This window comes from Acidithiobacillus ferrooxidans ATCC 23270, from assembly GCF_000021485.1.
GTDB lineage: Bacteria > Pseudomonadota > Gammaproteobacteria > Acidithiobacillales > Acidithiobacillaceae > Acidithiobacillus > Acidithiobacillus ferrooxidans.
In genome coordinates, this window is sequence record NC_011761.1 from 22,292 (window position 1) to 45,665 (window position 23,374).

General features: G+C 60.4%; 19 protein-coding genes. 9 read left to right on the forward strand and 10 right to left on the reverse strand.

The annotated features are described in order from the left end of the window. Nucleotides 1-3 precede the first annotated feature (3 nt). The 9 genes from rsmB (at nucleotide 4) to AFE_RS00140 (ending at nucleotide 12,228) form a co-directional block, all read left to right on the forward strand. The gene (gene rsmB, locus AFE_RS00105; RefSeq protein ID WP_012535750.1) at nucleotides 4-1,299 is read left to right on the forward strand and encodes a 16S rRNA (cytosine(967)-C(5))-methyltransferase RsmB; all 1,296 of its coding nucleotides are present in this window, start codon (nucleotides 4-6) and stop codon (nucleotides 1,297-1,299) included. Continuing rightward, nucleotides 1,290-1,889: a DUF4390 domain-containing protein gene (locus AFE_RS00110; RefSeq protein ID WP_009566309.1), complete on the forward strand. Its 600-nt coding sequence runs from the start codon at nucleotides 1,290-1,292 to the stop codon at nucleotides 1,887-1,889. Before rsmB ends, AFE_RS00110 begins: the two co-directional genes overlap by 10 nt. Beyond that, complete coding sequence (locus AFE_RS00115) at nucleotides 1,862-4,072, forward strand: sensor histidine kinase (RefSeq protein ID WP_009566310.1); 2,211 nt, start codon at nucleotides 1,862-1,864, stop codon at nucleotides 4,070-4,072. The genes AFE_RS00110 and AFE_RS00115 overlap by 28 nt, the downstream gene beginning before the upstream one ends. 21 nt (nucleotides 4,073-4,093) lie before the next feature. Next, the gene (locus AFE_RS00120) at nucleotides 4,094-5,500 is read left to right on the forward strand and encodes a sigma-54-dependent transcriptional regulator (protein WP_009566311.1); all 1,407 of its coding nucleotides are present in this window, start codon (nucleotides 4,094-4,096) and stop codon (nucleotides 5,498-5,500) included. A 147-nt stretch (nucleotides 5,501-5,647) separates the two neighbouring features. Then, nucleotides 5,648-5,815 (forward strand): hypothetical protein, encoded by a 168-nt coding sequence (locus AFE_RS16445; RefSeq protein ID WP_009566312.1) that lies wholly within the window; start codon nucleotides 5,648-5,650, stop codon nucleotides 5,813-5,815. Between the two features lie 11 nt (nucleotides 5,816-5,826). Further along, entirely contained in the window at nucleotides 5,827-7,422 is a 1,596-nt protein-coding gene (locus tag AFE_RS00125) for an ATP-binding protein (protein WP_012606474.1), read from the forward strand. After that, the gene (locus AFE_RS00130) at nucleotides 7,419-8,831 is read left to right on the forward strand and encodes a sigma-54-dependent transcriptional regulator (RefSeq protein ID WP_229129755.1); all 1,413 of its coding nucleotides are present in this window, start codon (nucleotides 7,419-7,421) and stop codon (nucleotides 8,829-8,831) included. Before AFE_RS00125 ends, AFE_RS00130 begins: the two co-directional genes overlap by 4 nt. A 422-nt stretch (nucleotides 8,832-9,253) precedes the next feature. After that, nucleotides 9,254-10,753 (forward strand): outer membrane protein assembly factor BamB family protein, encoded by a 1,500-nt coding sequence (locus tag AFE_RS00135; protein WP_012535754.1) that lies wholly within the window; start codon nucleotides 9,254-9,256, stop codon nucleotides 10,751-10,753. 116 nt (nucleotides 10,754-10,869) lie between these two features. Further along, the gene (locus AFE_RS00140; RefSeq protein WP_041645227.1) at nucleotides 10,870-12,228 is read left to right on the forward strand and encodes a porin family protein; all 1,359 of its coding nucleotides are present in this window, start codon (nucleotides 10,870-10,872) and stop codon (nucleotides 12,226-12,228) included. A 71-nt stretch (nucleotides 12,229-12,299) separates the two neighbouring features. On the opposite strand, the gene mnmE is transcribed toward AFE_RS00140, so the two are convergent. The 10 genes from mnmE to AFE_RS00190 all read right to left on the reverse strand — a co-directional run bounded on the left by mnmE (nucleotide 12,300) and on the right by AFE_RS00190 (nucleotide 22,973). Further along, nucleotides 12,300-13,655, reverse strand: coding sequence for a tRNA uridine-5-carboxymethylaminomethyl(34) synthesis GTPase MnmE (gene mnmE, locus AFE_RS00145; protein WP_012535756.1), 1,356 nt, complete (start codon nucleotides 13,653-13,655; stop codon nucleotides 12,300-12,302). Nucleotides 13,656-13,692: 37 nt separating this feature from the next. Further along, nucleotides 13,693-15,279 (reverse strand): membrane protein insertase YidC, encoded by a 1,587-nt coding sequence (gene yidC, locus AFE_RS00150; protein WP_009560912.1) that lies wholly within the window; start codon nucleotides 15,277-15,279, stop codon nucleotides 13,693-13,695. Nucleotides 15,280-15,294: 15 nt separating this feature from the next. Further along, complete coding sequence (gene yidD, locus AFE_RS00155; protein WP_009560913.1) at nucleotides 15,295-15,510, reverse strand: membrane protein insertion efficiency factor YidD; 216 nt, start codon at nucleotides 15,508-15,510, stop codon at nucleotides 15,295-15,297. After that, nucleotides 15,507-15,893 carry a ribonuclease P protein component gene (gene rnpA, locus AFE_RS00160; RefSeq protein WP_225487353.1) on the reverse strand — a complete coding sequence of 129 codons (387 nt, stop codon included), beginning with the start codon at nucleotides 15,891-15,893 and terminating at the stop codon, nucleotides 15,507-15,509. Before rnpA ends, yidD begins: the two co-directional genes overlap by 4 nt. Next, nucleotides 15,862-15,996, reverse strand: a complete 135-nt coding sequence (gene rpmH / locus AFE_RS00165) for a 50S ribosomal protein L34 (protein ID WP_009560916.1) — start codon at nucleotides 15,994-15,996, stop codon at nucleotides 15,862-15,864. The genes rnpA and rpmH overlap by 32 nt, the downstream gene beginning before the upstream one ends. A 70-nt stretch (nucleotides 15,997-16,066) precedes the next feature. Then, nucleotides 16,067-17,734: an energy-dependent translational throttle protein EttA gene (gene ettA / locus AFE_RS00170; RefSeq protein WP_009560917.1), complete on the reverse strand. Its 1,668-nt coding sequence runs from the start codon at nucleotides 17,732-17,734 to the stop codon at nucleotides 16,067-16,069. A 97-nt stretch (nucleotides 17,735-17,831) separates the two neighbouring features. Beyond that, the gene (locus tag AFE_RS00175; RefSeq protein WP_012535757.1) at nucleotides 17,832-18,734 is read right to left on the reverse strand and encodes a LysR family transcriptional regulator; all 903 of its coding nucleotides are present in this window, start codon (nucleotides 18,732-18,734) and stop codon (nucleotides 17,832-17,834) included. A gap of 61 nt (nucleotides 18,735-18,795) precedes the next feature. After that, nucleotides 18,796-19,908, reverse strand: a complete 1,113-nt coding sequence (locus AFE_RS00180) for an HlyD family secretion protein (RefSeq protein ID WP_009560918.1) — start codon at nucleotides 19,906-19,908, stop codon at nucleotides 18,796-18,798. Further along, a complete protein-coding gene (locus AFE_RS00185; RefSeq protein WP_009560919.1) occupies nucleotides 19,883-21,337 on the reverse strand; it encodes an efflux transporter outer membrane subunit in 1,455 nt (484 codons plus the stop codon). Before AFE_RS00185 ends, AFE_RS00180 begins: the two co-directional genes overlap by 26 nt. Further along, nucleotides 21,318-22,973, reverse strand: a complete 1,656-nt coding sequence (locus tag AFE_RS00190) for an MFS transporter (protein ID WP_012535759.1) — start codon at nucleotides 22,971-22,973, stop codon at nucleotides 21,318-21,320. The genes AFE_RS00185 and AFE_RS00190 overlap by 20 nt, the downstream gene beginning before the upstream one ends. Nucleotides 22,974-23,374 lie beyond the last annotated feature (401 nt).

Consider the following 23,374-nt stretch of genomic DNA (forward strand, 5'->3'; position numbering starts at 1 on the left):
GAAATGCGAACAGGCATTGAACGGGCAAAAAGCACATCGGGTGGGGCCGTGCGCAAGGCCGCCATTACCGTATTGCGCGGTGTGGATAGCGGACAGACGGTGGATGCCGCGCTGCTGCCGGTTTCGTTGACCGGTACGGATCGGGCGACCTTGCAATGGTTGGTTCTGGGTACGCTGCGCGAATTTCTGTCCGTACAGGCCCTTTCCGCAAAATTGTTGCGCAAGCCGTGGCGCGAGGAGGATGCCGATCTCGGCTTTCTGCTCAGTCTGGCCCTTTTCGAGTTACGCCACGGCCAACGACCCGCCTTTGCAGTGGTCAATGACTGGGTGGAGATGACAGAGGCCGTCAAAAAACCGTGGGCGCGCGGCCTGATGAATGCCGTCCTGCGCCGTTATCTGCGAGAGCGTGAGGTTTTGGATACAGCGCTGGTCGATCGCGATCTCGGGCATCCGGCCTGGTTGGCGGCGCGCTTGCGCGCGGCCTATCCGCAGGACTGGCCGGCCATTGCCGCAGCCAATAACAGCGCGCCGCCCCTCTGGCTGCGGGTGAATACGCAGCGGGTGGACCCCGGTGCATATCGGCGGTTGCTGGCGGAACAGGGCCGTGAGGCCGAGGGCGTGACGTGGAGTGCGGCGGCCTTGTGCCTGCCCGCCAGTGTGCCGGTAGCGACCCTGCCGGGCTGGGATGCCGGCTGGGTGGCGGTGCAGGACGGCGCGGCACAACTGGCGGCCCACATTCTCGCGCCCCGGGAGGGGGAGCGAATTCTGGATGCCTGTGCGGCACCCGGCGGCAAAACGGCGCACCTGTGGGCATTGGGGGCTACGCGCCTGGATGCCCTGGACCGCTCCGCGGAACGCCTGAACCGGGTGCGTGAAACTCTGGAAAGACAAGGAGGCGAGGTGCATTTGCAGGCGGCCGATGCGGCGGAAACCGCCACTTGGTGGAATGGTGAGACCTATGACGCCATTCTCCTGGATGCACCCTGTACCGGCACCGGGGTCATTCGCCGCCATCCCGATATTCGTCTGCGCCGCCAACCGGAAGATGTGGCCGAAGCGGTGGCGCAACAGGCGCGTCTGCTGGAAGGGTTGTGGCCTTGTCTGCGCCCCGGCGGTCGGTTGCTCTATGCCACCTGCTCGGTATTGCCCGAGGAGAACGAAGAACAGATCGCCGCCTTTGTTCAGCGGCATTCCGATGCGCGCCGCATGGCGCATCCGCTGACCGGGCAACGCCTGCCCGGCCAGGAAGATATGGATGGTTTTTACTATGCCTTGCTGGAGAAGGACGCATGCGCCTGAGCAGCGCGTTGGGCTTGTCGGTCGGCAGAAGCAGGCAGCGGCTGTTGGTCGTCATACTGCTCGGGCTGGGCGGTATTTTTTGCGCAACCGGGGCGGCAGTGGCTGGTCCGGCGTTTCACGTGGAACGTGTGCGGGTAATCCCCCATGCGAATGCTGTTGAAATCGATGCCAGCGTGCAGTTGGGCAAGGAAGCGCTCCTGCAGCAGGTGCTCGACCAGGGGCAGACGCTGACTTGGGTTGTGGAGGCGGAGTGGCGGGAACCCGAGCCCTTCTCCTTCATTCCCGGTATCGGCGTTCATGCACGCCGGGAACAGCGCTGGCACATCCGTTATTATCCTTTGACAAACCAATATGCCATTGAGGATCAGCAGGGCGTGCTCACCTTGTACGCGCAGTGGAGTGAGGTCGTCACGGCGCTGAGCCGGGTGCGGAACTTCGTGCTCCCGCTGGCTCACGGCGCCGCGCGGGGTGAGGTGGCGTTGCGGGTGTATGTCGATAGTCAGGCCTTACCTTTGCCGTTGCGTTTGCGATCTTTGCTGGACCACTGGAAACTGGAGTCCCCATGGACCGTCGTACCCCTTCCCCGTTGAAAAACTGGTTGCGTGCCCTGAGCACCGGAACCACAGGGGAGCAGCTGCGGGTGGGACCGCGCTGGGACGCCGTTCTGCTCCTGCTCGCCATTGTGGCCTTTTTGGGGATCAACTTTTTCACCAGCGCCGGGGGGCCGCTGAGCCATTATTTCGTGCCCATGCTGGTGATTTCGGCGGGGATCGTCCTCTTTCTGCTCTCCCTGGTACTGATCTCGGTGGTGGCGCTGCTGTTGCGACTGCGGCGAGGCGAGGTGGGCAGTCAACTGGCTACCCGCCTGGTGGTCATCATCACTCTGCTCAGTTTTTTGCCGGCAGCCGTCGTTTTCGGTTTTTCCTGGCAGTATCTGAATCGGGGCGTGGACTCGTGGTTCAGCAGCGCTGTGCAGAGTGCGCTGGATCAGGCCCTGAATGTGGCCAAGGCGGGCGTGGATCGCTACCGCAATTCCACGTTGCTGGCGGCGGAAAGCATTGCCCAGGCGCTGGTGGGGGAGTCGGACAGCAGCGCCGTAATCACCGTGATTGCCCTGCGCGATCAGTATCGCCTGAGCAGCGTAACCCTTTTCTCCAGCGACAACCGGATCATCGCCACCAGCAGTGATAACCTCAGTCTGGCCCCGCGTGTGCCGCGCCGGGAAATTCTCGCCATGGAAGAGGGCCATCCGACCGCCACCATCGAGCCGGAACCCAAGGGCGGCCTGCTGGTAAAGGTGCTGATCCCGGTGCTGAGCCCACACCTGGGGGAAAGCAACCGCATGCTTTATGTGGAGCAACCCATCCCCGAGCAACTGACTCGGGCCGCAGAGGCGGTGCAGGTGGCATATACCCGGTATCACCAGTTGATGCTGATGCGCGAACCGATGAAAACGGCCTTTCAGCTCAGCCTGGCGGTGGCCTTGCTGCTGGCTGTGCTGTCGGCGGTGTGGATGGGTTTGCATCTGGCGCGACGACTGACCGCGCCCATCGCGCGTCTGGCGGCGGGAACCCAGGCGGTGGCACGTGGGGAGTTCATTCCCTTGCAGACAGTGGCGAGTCACGACGAGCTGGGCGTCCTGATACATTCGTTCAACAATATGACCCGACAACTGGCGCGGGCCAAGCAGCAGGCGGCGGCGGCCCAGGAGCAGGCGGAGCAGCGGCGGTTGTATCTGGAGACCGTGCTCGGCCAGATTTCCAGCGGCATCCTGACCTTCGATGGCGAAAATCGTTTGGCCGAAGTCAACGCTGCGGCGACCCATATCCTTCAGGAGGATCTGCTCAGAGGCAGCGCCCTGGAAGGCCTGCATGACGGCACCGCGCTGGAACCCCTGTGGAAACTGGTGGCGGATTGGGTGGAACATCCTCGTAACGGGATGCAGAAAGAGTTGCAGATCGAGCGCTCCGACGGGCCGCAGACCATTATCGTGCATGGCGCGCATTTTGCGGATGACGCCGGTAGTCGGGGTTTCGTCCTGGTTTTCGATGACATCAGTACGCTGGTCGCCGCCCAACGCAGCGCCGCCTGGAGTGAAGTGGCGCGGCGTCTGGCCCACGAGATCAAGAACCCGCTCACCCCCATTCAGCTCTCCGCCGAGCGGCTGCGGCGCAAATATCTGGAACGCCTTGGCGACGAGGGGGAGACCCTGGATCGTGCCACCCGCACCATCATCCATCAGGTGGACGCCCTCAAGGTGATGGTGGATGCCTTCTCGGAGTACGCCCGGCAGCCGCAACTGGAGTTGCGCCCGCTCGATCTCAACACGCTGATTCTGGACGTGCTCGACCTGTATCGTGGGCAAGAGAGCGGAGTGGAGATTCGGGCGGAGCTGGGTGCGGGCCTGCCCCCCCTGCGGGCCGATGTGCATCGCCTGCGCCAAATCCTCAATAATCTTCTGCGCAATGCCCTTGACGCCTTACAGGGTGGCGTAGAATCCACTGATGGTAAGCATATTCTGATTCGCACCCGTTTGACGGACGCCGGCCCCACAAAGATGCTAGAGTTGAGTGTGTTGGATGACGGGCCCGGCTTCCCGGTCGAGTTGCTGGCGCGGGTTTTTGAGCCCTACGTCAGCACCAAGGTGAAGGGTTCCGGGCTGGGTCTCGCCATCGTCCGGCGTATCGTTGAGGAGCACGGCGGGCAGATTATCGCCGATAATCAGGGTTTGCAGGGCGGTGCGCGTATCGTTATTGATTTTCCGTTAGGTTGAGACAGGTGTTCAGGAGGCGGCATGGAAGATGCACGATTGAATATTCTGGTGGTAGATGACGAACCCGATATCTGCGCGACCCTGGCAGAAATTCTGGAGGACGAAGGCTACGGCGTGCATACCGCCGGTAGTGCGGAAGCGGCCGAAGTGCTGTTGCGCGAGCAGATGGTGGACCTCGTACTCCTCGATATCTGGATGCCGGGTGAGGATGGCGTCAGCCTCTTGCGACGCTGGGCCGAAACGGGTCTGGCGCAGCCGGTGGTGATGATGTCCGGGCACGCCACCATCGAAACGGCGGTGCAGGCGACCAAGCTGGGCGCCTATGACTTCATCGAAAAGCCACTGTCGTTGGACAAGACCCTGCTTACCGTCACCCATGCCCTGGAATCCAGCCGCTTGCAGCGCGAGAACCGGGATCTGCGTGCGCAGGCGGGTTGGGTGGAGCGACCGAGCGGTGACAGTCCGGCCATCCGCCAGTTCCGCGAACAGTTGCAGCGGGTGGCGGCGGTGGATTCCTGGGCCTTGCTGCTGGGCGAGCCGGGCAGCGGCAAGGAAGTGGCCGCGCGTTATCTGCACCGACGAAGCCGGCGGGCACAGGGGCCTTTCGTGGATCTGCGTGCCGCCGCCATCGCCCGCCCCAATGTGGCGGTCGAACTGTTCGGCAGCGAGGAGCATGGCAAGCTGACCCGCGGGCGTCTGGAAGTCGCCCATGGCGGCACGCTCTTCATCGACGAAATTGCCGATATGGATCTGGAAACTCAGGCGCGCCTGTTCTCGGCACTGCAGGAGCGGCGCATCATCCGGGTGGGCGGGACGACGCCCGTGCCCGTGGATGTGCGCGTTATCGCCGGGAGTGCGCAGGATCTGGCGCACGCGGTGCAGAGCGGGCAATTTCGCAGCGATCTCTACTACCGTCTCAGCGCCCTGCCCCTGAAGGTGCCGCCGCTGTCGGCGCGGAGTGTGGATATTCCGGTGCTCATAGAAGAGTTCGTACGCTTTTATGGCGCTCGCGATGGTCTGGCGCCGCGCCGTTTTGCCCCGGAAACCCTGGAGGTGCTGCGGCATTATCCATGGCCGGGCAATATCCGGGAATTGCAGAACCTGGTGGAACGCCTGCTGATTCTGGCGGAAGGCCCGGAGATCAGCGCGGAAGAGGTGGAGGGCGCCCTGGGACTGGATAATCGTCTCGTCCTCGCCAACAGCAATTTCGACGGGGAAGATTTCGGCGGTACCCTGAAGCGCGCGCGGGAGCGCTTCGAGCGCGCCTTCCTGGAGTACCATCTGGCGCGTAACGAGTGGAATATCGCGCGGACGGCGGAAGTGGTAGGGCTGGAGCGCACACATCTCTATCGCAAGCTGAAGAACCTGAGTATCGCCCTGAAGGGCGAGCGGCGGGCGGGCGAGGATGGGGATGAGGGGGAGGGGTGATCAGTAAGCGCGGTAAACCGCTTGTCAAAACGGTGCCTATCACCGATGAAACGCGGAATAGTATGTTTGGATATATGAAAGGTAGCGTCACCATTCACGGAGATATTGTAGCCCCATCGGGCGAAGTCTGGTCTGCGGAAAGTGGTGATGAAGACCATTTCTATGCAGGCTTGCGACCCCGCGAGAACGATTAAACAACCTTTCTATCGCCATGATCCTCTGCGCCTGGAAACGCTGGCCGCCATACTGGACGCTGTGCCCGCGCATCGTGGCATCCGTCGTGAGGTGCTGTTGGATTTGCTGTTTGAGAGATGACGGGGCTGATCATGGTAGCCACCGAATATCCGGCCGAACACATGTGTGCAGTCCATCCAATCCAAAATCTACGGCATCTTGCAAGACCGAGGACGTTCATACATGGAACACGCATGGTATGCGCTGGATTCGGAGTGCTACTGGTACAACGGAAACATGAGGATTTACTATTGACAGCACATATCAGTCAGTCCGTTGCTCTTAATTTCTGGCGCCGTCTGAGCGTGCGTTCCAAAAGTATAATCTTTGTGCTCATGCTCATCGCCGGCATCTATGGGACGATCGTGCTGTTTCTCTACACCGCTGTCGAACGAAATATGGAGAAACAGATTCATAGCAAGGTTCTCCATCTCAGCCGAGGACTTGCCCGCGATGCCGCTGATCCTTTATTATCAGAAAACAGCAACACGCTGATTAAACTGGTTGAACAGGTCGAGAACAACCCGCTTATCCGCCACGCAATCATAACAGATCAGCAAGGTCTGACTGTCGCAAGCACACAGTCAACGGCGATCGGTCGGCAAGGCCTCGTGCCGACAAACCTCGAGCGCGAGGAATTTACGGCTCCTATCCGTGCTGGATCGCATATCCTCGGCTACGTCAGTCTGCGGGCCAATAACGATGTCATCCAAAGCATAGTGGATACCCGAATGGACCTTGCGATCCGGCGTCTTTCCTTTCTTGGCATGATCACGGCTTTCATTGGTCTCATCGGTGCTTCTCTAATCAGCAACACGTTTACTCGCCCCATTCGTCGTCTCTCGCAGAAAATGGCGGATGTGGAGTCGCGGCTCCATGTGGACGGTTTCCCGCAGTATTCTCCCATTCCGGGGGATGGCGACGAGATAACCCGCCTGGAGGAAGGTTTCAAGAGGCTGGAACAGCGGTTGCAGCAATACCTGGTGGAACTCGACCAGTTACACCGGAGACAACAGGCGATGCAATGCATGGCGACGATTGGAGAGATGTCAGCCCAGGTGGCGCACGAGATCCGCAACGCGCTTTCCTCCTTACGTGGTGCGGCGCGATACCTGGTCCGCTACGAGCAGCCGGTGAACCGGCAAGAATTTATAAATATCATAGAAGAAGAGGTTCAGCGACTGTATGATATGACCCAGGGATTTCTCGATTTCGGGCGTCCTTATCATATAAAGCTCACAGAAGTGCCCGCGCTGGACTTGTTCTTCCGCAGCAGCAAAAGGCACGCGACGGATCTGGAGGCCAAACAAATCACTCTTACTATAAATTGCCCTCCGTCTCTGCAGGTCGTCGCCGATCCGCAGTTGTTTGAACAGGCTATCAGCAACTTGTTGCTCAACGCTGTCGAAGCCTTGCCGAACCACGGTGGCTGCATTACGTTATACGGTCGGCGCGAAGAAAACGGGCAGTTTGTGGCCGGGGTCGTGGACAATGGCCCAGGGGTGCCGCCGGAGCGGGCCAACGACATTTTCAAGCCTTACGTGACGGGGAAGGCAAAGGGTGGCGGCCTTGGTCTGGCGGTGGTCACGAAAATCATGATGGTCCACGACGGCCGAGTGGAATTGCGCCATCGGGAAGTCGGAGCCGAGTTCGCGCTTTGTTTGCCTCCGCAGGGTTTCGGCCAGTGATCCACACATCAACATTTCAGGGTATCGAAAAAACCATCGGCATGCGATCCCAGAAAATCCTCATCGTCGAGGACGAAAAAAATCTGCGTAGCGTACTCGCAGCCACCCTGGAGGCTGAAGGCTTCTCGACTGCACAAACAGAAAGTGCGGAGGACGCCCTGGCCATCATGGCCAGGGAACTCCCCGTCCTGGTCCTTACAGACCAGCGCCTGCCAGGGATGAGCGGTACCGAACTGCTGGCACGCATCAAGGAGCGCTGGCCCAGAACACCTGTGCTGATTGCCACGGCCTACGGTGAAATCGAACAGGCTGTGCAAGCTATCAAGGCCGGGGCGGAGCATTACCTGACCAAGCCGGTGGATGAAGGGGAGCTCGTCGCCATCATTCGCCAGGCGTTGAGTTGCCGGGGTCACACCAACCCGCCACGCAGCCAGGACTTGCCGCGCCACGGCATTATCGGGGAGAGTCCAGGCACACTCGAAATTCTGGAGATGATAAATCTCGTCGCGCCCGCCCCTTCCAATGTTCTTATTACCGGAGAGTCAGGAACCGGCAAAGAGATGGTTGCCAGGGGGTTGCATGTGGCGTCCCCCCGTGCCCATGCGCCTTTTCTTGCATTCAACTGTGGTGCCATTCCCCTGGATCTGGTGGAAAGCGAAATTTTTGGTCACGAGAAAGGCGCCTTCACCGGTGCGGTGCGGTCTCAGGCAGGGAAATTGGAAATGGCGGGCTCCGGAACCCTCTTTCTGGACGAAGTGGGTGACATGCCCCTGGCTATGCAGGTCAAGTTGTTACGCACCTTGCAGGAGCGGGAATATACCCGCCTCGGCGGGAACCAACCCCTGCGTCTCGCGGCTCGTATCATCGCTGCAACCCATGTGGACCTCGCCAAGGCGGTGGAGGCAGGCAGTTTTCGGGAAGACCTGTATTATCGGTTGAATGTCATCCCGTTGCACATCCCGCCGCTGCGGGAGCGGCGGGAGGATGTCGCGCCCCTCGTCCATCATTTTTTGCGGCGTGTGTGCACAGAGTTGGGGCGGCCTGAAGTAGACATAGCGACTGCGGCGTTAGCTGCCATGGAGGCCTATTCGTGGCCCGGCAACATTCGCCAGCTCGAGAATATCGTCGAGCGTTTGGTGGTGCTGAATCGGGGGGGCACCATACTTGCCGCCGATCTCCCGAACGAGATGCGTACCACGGAAACAGAGAGAATACGCCCCTTTGGGGGGGCTTATGATCTCCACGCCGTAGAGCGCGAGGCAGTCGTGTCGGCCCTGAACAAGGCGCAATCCAACAAGAGTCAGGCCGCACTGTTGCTTGGTATCAGCCGTAAGCAACTGCACACCCGCATGAAAAATCTCGGACTGATCGTCGACCGTGAAGATGTGCCGGGCGGCGAGAAGCTATAATTTCGAGCGAGGCGCCAGTCTGGCCCCTTACTTGGCAAGGCCAAATGAGATCGAAATACGCGCTCGTTGGCCCTTTTGGGACAACTTCACGGCCGACCTGTGCCGTTTGGCCCTTCCCCACTCCTTCCAGATAACCCACGTTGTAAGAATAACAAAATAAAACAGCATCCTGTAATCATTATGCGGCTGGCACAATACATGCATAAAACATCTCGTGCTGCCGCGGGATTCTCATTTTCATTTACTCATTGAATATCATAAGCGGGATGCAGCCATAAATATAACGCTGGTTGTGTTATTGGGAGCGAGCATTTAATTCTGTTGATATCGTTTATGGGAATAACAAAAGTGGAGACGCAGCTGAAAAAGCGAAGCTGATGACAGAGTACGTTATACCTCACCAAATGGATTGGAGACTTGATATGCCAAGTATTGTACGTAACCATGGTCCACATAACAAAATTCTTTTATCGGCATTATTGCTGGCCCTCTTCGGCTGGGTGCCGTTGGCGTCCGCCGCTGTTGCTGTTCCAATGGATTCAACCGGGCCCTATCGAACGGTATCCCATCCGGAAAACGCACCATCTGGCGTGGATGCCGGTGTCGGCCCATCCGAATGGACACACGCATACGCCAATCCCGCCCACAATGCTGCATTTCCGGTCCCTGACGACGCGCCGGAATGGATAAGGAACGGCGTATCATGGTTGTTTCCGGAAGCCCGTGCATGGCCTCTGGCAAACCCGCCGTTCGGGAGTAAGACCTATGGGGCCGCAGAAGCTTCCGTAACACAAACCCAGTTCTATGGAAACGCACTGGGGCCATCGGTGGTCGACGGTGTGGTCTATGCGGAAAGCGATGATATGTTTGCATATGCGGTTAACGCAAAAACCGGGAAACTCATCTGGCGCGCGAGTCCTGTCGGAAATAATTTGATGGGCAACCCGTTGGTCATTGGAAATACAGTATATCTATCCGCCGGCAGTGTAGCCTTCAACTTCGCCAACGTCTTGCGATATGCCCACAATCCATCGGCCTCAGCGCGAGGCCTGAATGTGAGTTTCAACGGCATTTATGCCCTTAACCGCAGCAACGGCAAGCTTCTTTGGTACTTCGCGACGCCTGGCGAAACCATGGCGACACCGGCCTATGACAATAACACCTTGTTTATTGCCGATGGCGCGGGAAATGCGTTTGGGATTAATGCCACGACTGGCAAGCAGGTCTGGAAAACCCATGTGGGGGGCATGGACAACATGTCCAGTGTGACAGCGTATCGGCACAATATCTATTTTGCTATGGCTATCAAGCCATATCTTTATTGTCTGAATGAATCCAACGGGCATATCGTATGGAAAGGGACGATACCGGGTGCCAGTAATACTGGTATTGGCGACGTATCTCCGGCGGCGGCCGATGGTGTTGTCGTACTCGATGCGACAACGAAACCGCAAGCCAATAAAAAGGCCATGTTCAGCAACGTCATTCGCGCATTTGATGCCAAGACCGGCGCGGTTCTGTGGACCAGAAACATGGGTAGCGGAGGAAAAATACCCGCGTTTAAAGGGGGCGTTCCCATGATCCACAACAACATCGTATATGTGGGCAATCCCGTCGCGTCAACATACCAGGCGTATGAACTTAAAACGGGCAAGCTGCTCTGGACATGGCATGTCCCAACCAAAGTTGCAGCAGGCGCGGGGCGTTCGGCTCCAACCTATTACAAAGGATTGCTGTACATAACTACCGGGCAGTACATATTTGTTGTGAATCCCGCCACCGGAAAGGAACTTCACCAACATCATATCGGTGGTCAGTTCGGGATCGAAAGCCCCGTAATAGTGGGGGGCACCGTCTACCTGACCAACTCCTGGGACTGGATCATGGCGATTCCGCTAAAAACGATAAGCCATGGCAGTTAGGTTTTCCAACGTGTTATCGGCCGGACCGATAACACGTAACCAGCCAGCCATCTGCCTCGTTAGCTTTCTGGTCAACGAAACCAGCACGCCCGGGGCGATGTCTGAAGGAGATAGATATGGGGAAGAGGAAACAACCAAAAAAATATGCAATATATGCCGTTGCCGTTGCCGTTCTGGCTGCGGGTTCAATAGATTCTGCCGCTGCTGCAAATTGGTTCAAGCTGGAAGGTATCTCTCCAGTACAAGCACCGCTGTTAAACTTCAGCGGGTTCTTTATTCCGCTTTACAAATACATGAATGGCACAGCGGCAGAAAATGGCCAGACTCCGAGGTTTAACCTGGTGGCACCTCAAGACACATCCAGCAAGTCATTTAATATTCTCTTTGCGCATATCATGCTGCGAGGAAATATCAATAAGCATATTTCATATATGTTGGCCGGCGAGTTCGGGAACAATCAGTTCACTCATGTTGGCGGCAACTATACACCACAGCTTATGGACGCCCATGCTACATTTAGTTATGTCCCTGGCGCCCGCTTTGAAGTAGGTATCATCCGCGCACCAGGTCCGGAAGAGGATATGCAGGGATACCCGAACTTTGCGTTTGGGTTCAATTATAGTACCGTCGTACAACAACTGATGTTGCAGCCGTTTTATTCAACAAATACCAATTATGGGTCAGGGCCATACGAAAGTTATTCTGTTCCCGGTAAAAACATAATGGGAAACAACGCATTCAGATATCCTGGTGCGGAAGTAATGGACTGGTTCCGTGCGGGAAATATGGAGTACGCCTATGGCGTGATGGTCGGCAACTTTGGACCTCTGGTGGCGACCAACACCTCGAGCGGAGCGCTCGTCGCAGCGCGCCTGCAGGCGTCTTACATTTTAAAAGGGTTTGGGCCAATTCATGGACCATTTCGCAGTGACGTGACGGGATTCCTCTGGTATCAGCATGCGAACCCCATTTTTAATGGACAATCCTACTCCATGACACGGGATGGACTTGGTCTGACGTATACGCAGGGATATATGCACCGTTGGGGAAGATGGCTCAAGTTTGAATATATCCGTGGCTCCGGAATGATCGATGCCCCCGCGGTGTTTAATGCCTACGCAGGAGCCGCACCCACGCTTACGGACGCCCAGGTTTACCCTGGAAGCCAGAATACGGCTAAAGGATATTATGTTTCCGGCGGATTTTTTGTCACCAACCGTTTAGAGTTCGATCTGCGCTATGACTTCTATGATCGATTACCCAATGTTGCGACGCAGGAGAGAATATTCAAAACCTGGGCGATCGGTGGCCAGTACCATATTACCAAGTCCACCAGAATAATGGTTGATTATTTCGTTAGAAGTGTGAAAATACCTGATCTGTCCGGTATTCCGCCAGCACAAAGAGTATTACCACAAAGTGTTGCGGATGCCGCTGACAACGAGTTTGCGGTTACCGCGTTTATTGCATTCTGAATAGCCGTGCGCTTTGCTACCATTAAGAAACCGTATTGCCGGCTCATTTCGCCTTTACGCTAGTTCCTGCGTTATTTCCCGATGCAAAAGCGCGAAAAAATCTCGCCGAGAATGTCTTCCACGTCCATGTGGCCGGTGATGCCGGCCAACGCTGCCGCGGCTTCACGCAGGGACTGGGCGACCAGTTCCGGGGCATCTCCCAGGCGGAGCGTGTCACCTGCGATGCCGAGCCGGTGCGCACAGCTTTCCAGGGCTTCGACATGGCGACGGCGCGCGCTGAAGGGGCAACTGTCGCCCTGCACCCCCAGTGCTTCAATCAGGCTGCAGTGTAATGTATCGAGACCTGCGCCGGTTTGGGCGGAGAGTGTTATGGCTTCCTCACCCGTCGGGGTGGCGGGTGGTGCGGAAACCAGATCCATTTTGTTCCAGATGATGCGGCGCGGTCCTTCCGGTAGGTCGCGCAGGATGACTTCGTCCTCCGATTGCCATCCCGTGCTCGCATCAGCCACCAGCAGGATCAGTTGTGCGCTGTGCAATATGTTGCGGGCGCGGGCGACGCCCTCCGCCTCCACGGCGTCCGTCGCCTCGCGCAGTCCCGCGGTGTCGACGAGTTCCACCGGCAGTCCGCCGAGGATGATCTCCTCTCGGAGCAGGTCGCGGGTGGTGCCGGGGATGGCGGTGACAATGGCTGACTCGCGCCGGGCGAGGGCGTTCATCAGGCTGGACTTGCCGACGTTGGGTCGTCCGGCGAGCACCACGCGACCGCCGCGGGCGAGTCGGGCGCCTTGCTGTGCCTGCTTGAGCAGATGGGCGACCTGAGCATCCAGCCGTACCAGGCTGTCGCTGATGGCCTGCGCATGGGCATCGCCAAGGTCTTCTTCACTGAAGTCCAGTCCGGCTTCGGCGAGAGCGAGAAGGCGCAGGAGCTGGCCGTGAATGTCATCGACGGCTTGTGAAAAGGCGCCCTCCAGACTCGCTGCCGCGGCTCGTGCCTGAGCATCGCTGCGGGCGTGGATGAGGTCGGCCACCGCTTCGGCCTGGGCAAGATCAAGCCGGCCATTGAGAAAGGCCCGTTCGCTGAACTCCCCGGCACGCGCCGCCCGTGCGCCAAGGGCGATAGCCTCGGTGAGCAGGCTGGCGAGGGCCAGCGGGCTGCCATGGCCCTGCAATTCCACGACGGTTTCGCCGGTGTAGCTGTTCGGGGCTGGAAAATAGAGGACAATGCCGTGATCGATCAGGCTGCCGTCGCGGGCGTAAAAGCGGCGAAAATGAGCATGACGGGGTGTCAGCGGTTTGGCGGACCGCCGGCCGCAGAGCGCCGTCGCGATGGACGGCGCCTGTGGTCCGGAGAAGCGCAAAATGCCGACACCGCCTTCTCCCGGCGGCGTGGCAATCGCCACGATAGTGTCTCCCTGCTGATAATCCATGCCCTTAACTCAGCGCGGACAAATCCTCACCGGCACCCTAGTCCTTGGCCTTCATGATATGACGGGTGATCAGGTACTGCTGGCCGATGGAAACCACGTTGTTGGTCAGCCAGTAGAGCACTAGGCCTGCGGGGAAGAAGGAGAAGAACACGGCGAAGACCACCGGCAGCGCGGACATGATGCGCTTCTGCATGGGGTCTACCGGCGCGGGATTGAGGCGCTGCTGGAAGAACATGGATATGCCCATGAGCAGGGGCAGGATGAAGTAAGGGTCGGGTATGGCCAGATCATGAATCCAGAGGATGAAGGGCGCCTGCCGCAGGGAGACGCTCTCCACCAGTACCCAGTACAGGGCGATAAAGAAGGGCATCTGCAGTATGATGGGCAGACAGCCTGCCATGGGGTTGACCTTCTCGCTGCGATACAACTCCATCATGGCCGCGCCCAGCTTCTGGCGATCGTCGCCGACTTCCTGCTTCAGTTTCTCCAGCTTGGGCTGGAGCTTCCGCATGTTGGCCATGGAACGGTAGCTGATGGCCGAGGGGTAGAAGAAGATGGACTTGACCACTATGACGAGCAGGATGATCGCCAGCCCCCAGTTGCCGACCAGCCCGTGGAACCAGGTCAGGACTACATGCATGGGCTCGGCGATGATGGCGAACCAGCCGTAGTCCACGGTCTGTTCCAGGCCGCGCCCCATGGCGGCCAGCGTTTGTTGCCGCTTCGGCCCAAGGAAGAGCTGTTGGGTGATGGTGGTGCTCTGACCCGGCGCCAGGGTGGGCAGCGGGGTGCTCACCCCGGCAACATAATTGGTACCCGAAGGACGCGCATAAACCTGAACTTGCGCATGAGCAGAGGGCAGGATGGCGGTGAGAAAGTAATGGTCCATCATCCCCGCCCAGCCGGGGCCGGATTTCAGTACCGGATGGTCGTGGATATCGCTGAAACTCACCTCGCTGAAGTTGCCCTGGTGCATGAGCACCGCGCCAGTGAAAATCGACATGAACATGTGCGTTTCGGTGCGGTCGTTACGCAGGATCTGATCGAAATAGCTGCCGTTCCACGGCGCGGACCCGCTATTGGTGATGGTGACGTGTTCTTCCGCCACATAGCTGTCGGGTTGGAATGTCCAGGTTTTTTCTACGGTCAGGGGGCCGGCCTTGCCGGTGAGGACGATGGGCTGGCCTGCGGTCGTCTGGCCGGCGGGGGCGGCAAACCGGGCGGTCAGGGTCTGCCCGTCGCTGCTGACGAAGCCGCTCTGTTGTATGGTGAGCCTGGCCGGTGCTCCGTCGAGGAGAGGATAAGGGGCGGTATCGTCCACCGCCTGTGGGTAGTGGCGCAGGCCCAGGTTTTGAATATCTCCGCCGTTCAGGCTGATCCGACCGGTGAACACCTGCGTCTGGAAAGATACCGCGGCCCCGGTCGCCGGTGGGAGACCGCCGGCGCTAGCCGGCACTACATCCACCGGCGCCGGCGAGGTGGCCGTAGCGCCGGGCGCCGTCACACTCCGGCTGACAGCAGGTCCGGCTGCAGGTTTCGGCGCATTCTGCTCCTGCCAGGCCTGAAACAGCAGAAAGACGACTACGGCAAGTGCAACGGCGAGGATGGTCTTCTGATTATCCATGGGGCCCCAGGGCTTTTAAGGAACGGGATCGACACCACCGGGGTGCCAGGGATGGCAGCGGCTGATGCGTTTGATGCCTAGCCAGGAACCTTTGGCGATGCCGTAGCGTTCGATGGCCTGACAGGTATATTCGGAGCAGGTCGGAAAAAAGCGGCAGTTGTGTCCGAGCATGGGGCTGATGATGTACTGGTAGCCGCGCACCACGACCACTGCCGCGCGCCGCACACTCATGTTCTCTCCAGGGTTTGCTGAAGGTAGGCACCCATGGCCCGCATGCTGAGTTGCCGGGCGCTCGGCCGCGCCACGACCAGCACGTCGCGCCCCCGTGTGCGCACCGACTGCTGCCGGAAGGCTTCGCGCAGGCGCCGCTTGATGCGGTTGCGGACCACGGCATTGCCCACCTTGCGACTCACCGCCAGACCCAGCCTGGGATGTGGCAGCTCATTACGCAGGGCGTAGATCACCAATTCCGGAAAAACCTTCTTGCGCCCCTGCTTGAGGGTGCGCTGGATAGCCACCTTCTGGCGGAGACGATCCTCGCGGGTAAAACGATGAGGATGCGCCAGCGCCGGGTTCATCGGCTTACGGACAAAGGCGCTGACGGCCCTTGGCACGACGGCGCTTGAGCACGAGGCGGCCGGATTTGGTGGCCATGCGGGCACGGAAACCGTGGGTCCGCTTACGGTGAACGACGCTGGGCTGAAAAGTACGCTTCATGAGACACTTCCTGCGGGTAATTCTTAAGGGCTGAGAAGATAAGGAGATGCTGCGTGAAAGTCAAGGCGCCTCAGCGCACGATGGGCTTGTAACGCAGGCGGTGGGGCCGGGCACCCTCTTCACCCAGGCGCCGTTTTTTGTCGGCTTCATACTCATGGTAGTTGCCCGCAAAAAACTCGACATGGGCATCGCCTTCAAAAGCGATGATGTGGGTGGCGATGCGGTCGAGGAACCAGCGGTCATGGGAGATGACCATAACGCTGCCGGCGAACTCCAGCAGGGCATCTTCCAGGGCGCGCAGCGTCTCCACATCGAGGTCGTTGGAAGGTTCATCGAGGAGGAGGACGTTGCCGCCGGCGATGAGGGTCTTGGCCAGATGCAGGCGGCCGCGCTCGCCGCCGGACAACTGTCCCACCAGCTTTTGTTGGTCGGCACCCTTGAAGTTGAAGCGGCCGCAATAAGCACGGGATTGGATTTCAAACTTGCCGACGGTGAGGATGTCCAACCCACCGGATATTTCTTCCCAGACATTGTTTTTGGCGGCGAGCGCATCGCGGGACTGGTCCACATAGGCGAGTTTGACGGTGGAGCCAAGGATGACTGCCCCGCTATCCGGGCTTTCCTGGCCCACGATCATGCGGAAAAAGGTCGATTTACCAGCACCGTTGGGACCGATGACGCCGACGATGGCGCCCGGCGGCACTTTAAAGCTGAGATGCTCAAAAAGCAGTTTGTCGCCGAAGCCCTTGGTCACATCACGGAACTCGATCACCTCGTTGCCGAGGCGTTCCGCCACCGGGATGAAAATCTCCTGGGTTTCATTGCGGGTCTGGTATTCGTAGGAACTCAATTCTTCAAAGCGGGCCATGCGCGCCTTACTTTTGCTCTGGCGGCCTTTGGCGTTTTGACGCACCCATTCCAGCTCGTGCTGCATCGCCTTGAGGCGCGACACCTCGGTTCTGGCCTCCTGCTCCAGGCGTTTTTCTTTCTGCTCCAGCCAGGCGGAGTAGTTGCCCTTGTAAGGGAAGCCATGACCACGATCCAGCTCCAGAATCCACTCGGCGGCGTTGTCGAGAAAGTAGCGATCATGGGTGACGGCGACCACGGTGCCGGAGAAGCGTTGTAAATATTGCTCCAGCCAGTCTACCGATTCGGCGTCCAGATGGTTGGTGGGTTCGTCGAGGAGGAGCATGTCGGGGCGGCTGATGAGCAGACGGCAGAGGGCGATACGGCGCTTTTCACCACCGGATAACGGGCCAACCAAGGCGTCCCAGGGGGCGAGACGCAAGGCGTCAGCGGCGACTTCCATCTGTTGCGCCGCCTGGTGGCCATCACCGGCGGCGACAATGGCCTCCAGGCGCGCCTGCTCGGCCGCGAGGACGTCGAAGTCCGCATCGGGCTCGGCGTAGGCGGCGTAAACCGCCTCCAGTTCCTGTTGCGCACCGAGGATGTCACTGAGACCCTCCTCTACCACCTGGCGCACCGTCTTGTTCGGATCCACCTGCGGTTCCTGCGACAGATAACCAATTTTGAGACCGGGCATGGGCAGCGCCTCGCCTTCGAACTCCTTGTCGATACCCGCCATGATCTTGATCAGGGTGGACTTGCCGGCACCATTCATGCCGAGCACGCCGATTTTGGCGCCGGGGAAGAAGGACAGGGAGATGTCCTTGAGCAGGGCGCGCTTGGGCGGCACGATCTTGCTGAGGTGATTCATCGTAAAAACGTATTGCGCCATGCCGTGTTCCATCCAGAGAGTGGGTTCAGACCGCCGGAGGGCGGAGTCGGCCTAGTGTAGCGCAAATCAGGGCTCGATGTGGACTATGCAGCCGGTCTCAGGGCTGGGCCTGCAGCGCATATCGCTGCTGCACCATGGTTACAAAAGTTCGCGCTGCCGGATTTCCGTCCTCCTGTCGTCCGCGCCAGGCGAGACTTACCTCACTGTCTCCCAGGACATCCGCCAGCGGTCGGAAGACGATTCCCGGACGTTGAATTTCCGCAAAGGCCGAGAACAGGAAACCCAGTCCGAGGCCCGCCAAGACCGCGCTGAACACGGCATTGGAATCGGCGAGTTCCATCAGGATATGTGGCTTCAGGGCATGGATGTGGCATTGGGCAAGGATGCGGTCATAGGACGCTGGTGCCACCTCGCGGCGCAGGAGAATCAACGACTCATGGTGCAGGCGATGGAGGGCTATGGCGCTCTCTGCGGCGAAGGGATGATCCTCCGGGAGCACCAGCATCAGCGCCTCCCGTTGCAGCAGATGCTGGTGGATATCCGGCAGGATGCCGATATCGCGGATGAAGCCGATATCGATCTGGTCATCGCGCAGGGCCTGCAACTGCGCATCGCTGCTCATCTCCCGCAACTCCAGATGCACCTGCGAAAAGTGCTGACGAAAACCGCGCAACAGCCCAGGCAGAAGGGCGATGGCGGTGGAGGCAAGAAAGCCGATCCGCAGGGTGCCGGCCTGCCCGTTTTGCAGATCGCCGAGCAGAGCCTCCGTGCGCCGCGCCTGCGCCAGCAATTGTCGGGCTTCGGGCAGGAGCACCCGACCGGCGGCCGTGAGGGAGACTTCCCGCTGGTTGCGCAAAAAAAGCGGCAGACCGATCTCCTCTTCCAGAGCGCGGATGCTGCGGCTCAGGGAGGGCTGGGCGAGATGCAGGCGAGTCGCCGCCCGATGAAAGTTCAGGGCCTCGGCGAGCACGACAAAATGGCGCAGATGACGCAGGTCCACTCCGGTATTACTCCTGGATTCGGGACTGGGAGTGTAGCCCAGGGCCGGCGCGGGCGGCCAGTCAGGGAGCCGGGCGCGAAGCGGCTGCGGAACGCAGGAACCAGTCCGGTACCGGCCGCCGTATCCACGGGCCATGCAGCGCGATCCGGGCCGTCATGGTCAGACCGGGACGCAGCGGGTGCCGGGTCAAGTCCTTCGGATCGACGGCGATGCGCACCGGTACCCGCTGGGTGAACTTGATCCAGTTGCCGCTGGCATTCTCCGGCGGCAGCACCGCGAAGACGGCGCCGGAGCCCCCTCCCAGTCCCACCACCCAGCCGTGATAGGTAACGCCGTTACCATAAAGATCAGAATGCAGTGTCACCGCCGCGCCGGGGCGCACTCCCGCCAGACGGGTTTCCTTGATGTTGGCAGTGACCCATATCTGCTGCAATGGCACCACCGTGAACAGGCGCTGGCCCGCGCTCACCCACTGTCCGGGCTGCACCGCCTGCTGCGCGACGATACCGGTGACCGGGGCGCGGATGATGCGTCGTGTCCAGTTCAGGCGGGCCAGGGCCAGGGCCTGCGTCGCCGCACGTACGGCGGGATTGCCCGCCGGACCGGCGGCCCCGAGCTGCGCGATGAGGGCGGCGCTATGCGCCGATTCGGCGCCGATTTCGGCTTGCAGGCGCCGCACCGCGTCGGCCGCCGTGATGGCGTCCATATCCTCGCTCGCACCGGCGCTGGCCGACGCCCGTAGGCGCCAGGCTTTCTGCTGCGCACTGTTCAGGCTGGCCCGCAGGGCGGCCTCCTTGCTGCGACTGGCCTGAATTTCGTGGACCAGCGCCAGCGCATTTTGCCGGGCCTGCGCCAGTTGTGCTTCCGCCTGTTGCAGCTTGCGACCGGCACGTTCGCCGCGGAGTATCACCAGAGGGGAGCCTGCCTCCACCCGCATGGTGTCGTAGGCGGGGATCGCGGCGACGGTTCCGGTCGTGCGCGCATCCACCGCGTAAAGGTTGCCCTCGACATAGGCATCGTCTACCTCCAGTCGCCTTTGTCCGATCAGCAGCCACCAGAGGCCGTAGACCAGCAGACCGAGCAGGACGACGGCGGCCAGTATCCAGAGGTTGCGCCGCCTCTGGTCCGCCCCGGCCTTGCTCGCGTTGTCAGGGGTGCTGTCGGGACTGATCATAGCCGCCTCCCAATGCGGTTTCCAACTGGGCCCAGGCCTGTAGTGCCGCATAATGGGCAAGGCGCTGGGTCATTTGCTGATGGATGAGGGCGATCTGCCGCTGCAGCAGCGCCGCGCGGTCACTGAGGCCCAACGCCTGGGCGGTGGCGGTCAGCTTTTCCTGCTCCCGAGTGGCGCCGGTACCGACCACCTCGGCTTGCCAAACCTGCCGGCCGTGCTGGTATCCCGACAGTGCCGTCAGTACCTGCCGGACCGATTGCAGGATGCTTTCCTGGTAAACGGCCACCGCCTTGGCCTGCTGCGCCTCGGCGCCGCGGAAGCGGCCGGTCAGGGCGCCGCTGGTGAAAATCGGTAACCGCAAGGCGGGTCCAAAACTGTAGGCAAAGCTCGCCGGGTTCAGAAGCGTGGCGAGGTGGGCGCTGTTCATGTCCAGCAAGGCCGAGAAGGAAATATCCGGATAAAAAGCGGCGCGGGCGGCTTTGGTCTGCTGGACGCTGGCCCGCGCCAGCGCGCGAGCCGCCTGCACGTCGGGGCGGTGGGCAAGGAGGTCCAGACTCAGGTGTGGGGGCAGGGTGGGGATTACTGCAGACGCGGGCGCCACCGGCCGTGGCGGGAGGGCGTCCGGTGCAATCGCCGCGAGCTCTGCCACGGCGAAGCGTGCGGCAGCCGCCCGTTGCTGCCAGCGGGCCAGGCGGGCGGTATTCTGCTGGATCTGCAAAGACAGACTGGCAATGGATAAGTCGGTTCCGAGGCCGAGATACCGCCGGGTTCGTATCAACGCTTGCCGCTGTTGGTAGAGGTGCTGTAAACGCCGGGTGCTGGCGAGCTGCTGTTCGGCTTCCGCCCAGCGCAGATAGGCATTGACGACGGCGGCGGCGAGCAGGCGGCGGGTGTCCGCCAGCCGCGCTTCGGCGGCGCGTTGTTCACCCAGCGCCGCCTTGAGGCGGTCCGCATATTTGCCCCAGAAATCGAGCGCCTGCGTAAAACCGAGGCCGATATCGCCGCTGTCATAGAGTTTGTTGCCCAGACCGAGCGCCCCCAGCGGGCTGTTGCCGCTGAACTGCAAAGGCGTGATGGCCGCCTGCCCGGAAAGCTGCGGACCGAGGGCCGCCGCCCGCCAGGTGCTGACCGATGCCGCCCACTGGACCGTATCGACGGCCTCCGCCAAACGCGGATTGGCCGGGCTCAGGGCACGGGTCATGACTTGATCGAGTCCGGCGCTGGCCAGTCCCGTCCACCAGTCCTGTTGCGGCCACGCGCCGGTGGGCAATGCCTGGGCGCCGTCCATCCGTTGCACGCTCATCGCCCAGGCCGGCGCCTTGACATCCGCGGGGTTCGGGGCACGGATGGTCGGCGCGCAGCCGCCGAGGGCCACGACGCCGAGGGCCGCGCATGCGGCGATCCAGCGTTTACGGTGCACGTTCCACATCCTCCCGCCGACTCGGCTCCGCGTCAAAACCGGCGCTTTCCATGATCTGCTGCTCGATGGTGACCCGCCGAACCTGCCCTGCCCTGCGGCGATATGGCCCTTTGGTGAGCCATACGAGGGCAAGCACAACCAGCGCCATCCAGCCCCAGAGCCAGAGCATGGATTGCATGGATAGTGCGGCACTCTGGGTGGTCAGGTGCTGGATGGACAGGGCCCGCGCTGCGGAGCCCCTTACGGGCCAGTGCTCCAGCATGCTTTGCAGGGGCAAAGTGGGGGATTGCCAGGTCAGATGCGCCCTGAAGGTGTCGCCATGACGCATCCACAGCGCCGAGAAAGCGCTGGACAGATAAGCGCCGCCGAGAATCCGCACGAAGTTCTGCAAGGTGGCCGCCGCGGGCAGGCGGCTCTGGGGCAGCCGTGAAAACATGATCAAGCTCAGGGGTACCAGATAAAACCCGATGGCGACGCCTTCGATCAAATGGCTGAGAAGCAGGCTGCGCAGATTGCTGTGCAGGTTGAGCCGAGTGGTGAATCCATAAATGGCGACGAATCCAAAGCAGATGGTTGCCAGCCAGCGCGGATTCACCCGGTGCGAGATGGGTCCCATCACCGCGATCAGTGGCACGCCGCCGAGGGCCATGGGCAGCAACACCACGCCCGCCCAGAAAGCGGAATAGTTGGCATGACTGATGAGGGCCGAGACAAAAAGACTGTTCCCGCCCAGCAGCAGTCCCCACCCGAAAACCAGCGCCGGCAGCGCCAGCACGTAATTCCGTCGCCGCAGGAGGCGGAGGTCCAGGCAGGGGTGCGGTTGATCCCTTTCCCAGAGGAAGAAGGCCACGAGGAGCACGGCGCCCAGCGCGGTCAGCCAGCGGATGGCGGGGGCATCCCACCAGTTCCAGTCCTCGCCGCGGTTGAGCACGATCTGGAAGGTGGCGCTCCATGCGGCGAGCAGCACCAGCCCGATCCAGTCGAAGGGTTGGCGCAGGTGTTCCTCGGGATTGTCGCGCAACAGGGCGGAGACCATGCCCAGCGCCAGTAAACCCACGGGAAAGGTCAACACCGCCGCGGCCCGCCAGTCCCAGGTATAGGCGATCCAGCCCGCCAGCGAGGGCCCGGCAAGCAAGGGCAGCACCAGATTGACGATGCTGAGATCGGCAGCCGTCTTTTGCCAGCGCAACGGCGCATAGCGGATCAGCAGTCGCCGGGTCAGGGGCGTCAGAAAACCCGCCGCCATGCCCTGCACAAACCTGCCGCCCAAAAATAAGCCGAAATGGTCGCTGAAGACATCGGGCAGGGTGGCCACCATCAGCAGGGTGAGGGAGATCTGAAACATCCGCAGTTCACCGAAACGCTGGTAGAGCCAGGTCGCGGGTACCACCGCGAGCGCCCAGGCCAGCAGGTAAAAAGTCAGCGACCAGATCGCGTGGTCGAGGCTGGTGCTGTAGGCGCCAGCGATGTACGGCAGCATCGGGATGGACCAGGCGAGGCTCCACGAAGCCAGCAGCAGGCCGCTGCTCAGGCCCAGCAACAGCAGCACGCTATCTACCCTGGTAAATGTGGGGTCAGCGACGGCGTCTGGAGAAACAGGGCGAACGGCCAAGCAGATACCCGGAGCGGCGAAGATACGATGCATCTTAGAGGACTGCCGTGCCCGGGGCAAAATGCGTTTTCAGAGCGGGAGTGATGGCTTTTGCACATCACCGGGAAGGCGCGAGGCGGCGAAGGCCGCTGTCCGCCGAATTTCGCGCCAGAGCGGCCTCGAAACCGTGACGTGGCTGTTGCGGAATTCATATCGATGAGAACAGTGGATGATAACGCGGAGCCAAATAGCCGCAGCACAGCTAATAGACATGCATTATGTACATATAAGGATGATGAATGAATAAGTTTTATTATGATCCTGTCGTTGTCTGGATATGAATAAGTGACGTAATTTCAGTCGTTAACGCGAGATTTATGGTTTTTTCCGCTGGTCACATCGATAACGTGTCATAGATCAAAGGCCAACTATCTCATTAAATATAAAAATTACTT

Coding starts and splice junctions, on each gene's coding strand:
- rsmB (WP_012535750.1), top strand. CDS start 4: ATGCGAACAGGCATTGAACGGGCAAAAAGCACATCGGGTGGGGCCGTG.
- AFE_RS00110 (WP_009566309.1), top strand. CDS start 1,290: ATGCGCCTGAGCAGCGCGTTGGGCTTGTCGGTCGGCAGAAGCAGGCAG.
- AFE_RS00115 (WP_009566310.1), top strand. CDS start 1,862: ATGGACCGTCGTACCCCTTCCCCGTTGAAAAACTGGTTGCGTGCCCTG.
- AFE_RS00120 (WP_009566311.1), top strand. CDS start 4,094: ATGGAAGATGCACGATTGAATATTCTGGTGGTAGATGACGAACCCGAT.
- AFE_RS16445 (WP_009566312.1), top strand. CDS start 5,648: ATGAAGACCATTTCTATGCAGGCTTGCGACCCCGCGAGAACGATTAAA.
- AFE_RS00125 (WP_012606474.1), top strand. CDS start 5,827: ATGGTAGCCACCGAATATCCGGCCGAACACATGTGTGCAGTCCATCCA.
- AFE_RS00135 (WP_012535754.1), top strand. CDS start 9,254: ATGCCAAGTATTGTACGTAACCATGGTCCACATAACAAAATTCTTTTA.
- AFE_RS00140 (WP_041645227.1), top strand. CDS start 10,870: ATGGGGAAGAGGAAACAACCAAAAAAATATGCAATATATGCCGTTGCC.
- mnmE (WP_012535756.1), bottom strand. CDS start 13,655: ATGGATTATCAGCAGGGAGACACTATCGTGGCGATTGCCACGCCGCCG.
- yidC (WP_009560912.1), bottom strand. CDS start 15,279: ATGGATAATCAGAAGACCATCCTCGCCGTTGCACTTGCCGTAGTCGTC.
- yidD (WP_009560913.1), bottom strand. CDS start 15,510: ATGAGTGTGCGGCGCGCGGCAGTGGTCGTGGTGCGCGGCTACCAGTAC.
- rpmH (WP_009560916.1), bottom strand. CDS start 15,996: ATGAAGCGTACTTTTCAGCCCAGCGTCGTTCACCGTAAGCGGACCCAC.
- ettA (WP_009560917.1), bottom strand. CDS start 17,734: ATGGCGCAATACGTTTTTACGATGAATCACCTCAGCAAGATCGTGCCG.
- AFE_RS00180 (WP_009560918.1), bottom strand. CDS start 19,908: ATGATCAGTCCCGACAGCACCCCTGACAACGCGAGCAAGGCCGGGGCG.
- AFE_RS00185 (WP_009560919.1), bottom strand. CDS start 21,337: ATGTGGAACGTGCACCGTAAACGCTGGATCGCCGCATGCGCGGCCCTC.
- AFE_RS00190 (WP_012535759.1), bottom strand. CDS start 22,973: ATGCATCGTATCTTCGCCGCTCCGGGTATCTGCTTGGCCGTTCGCCCT.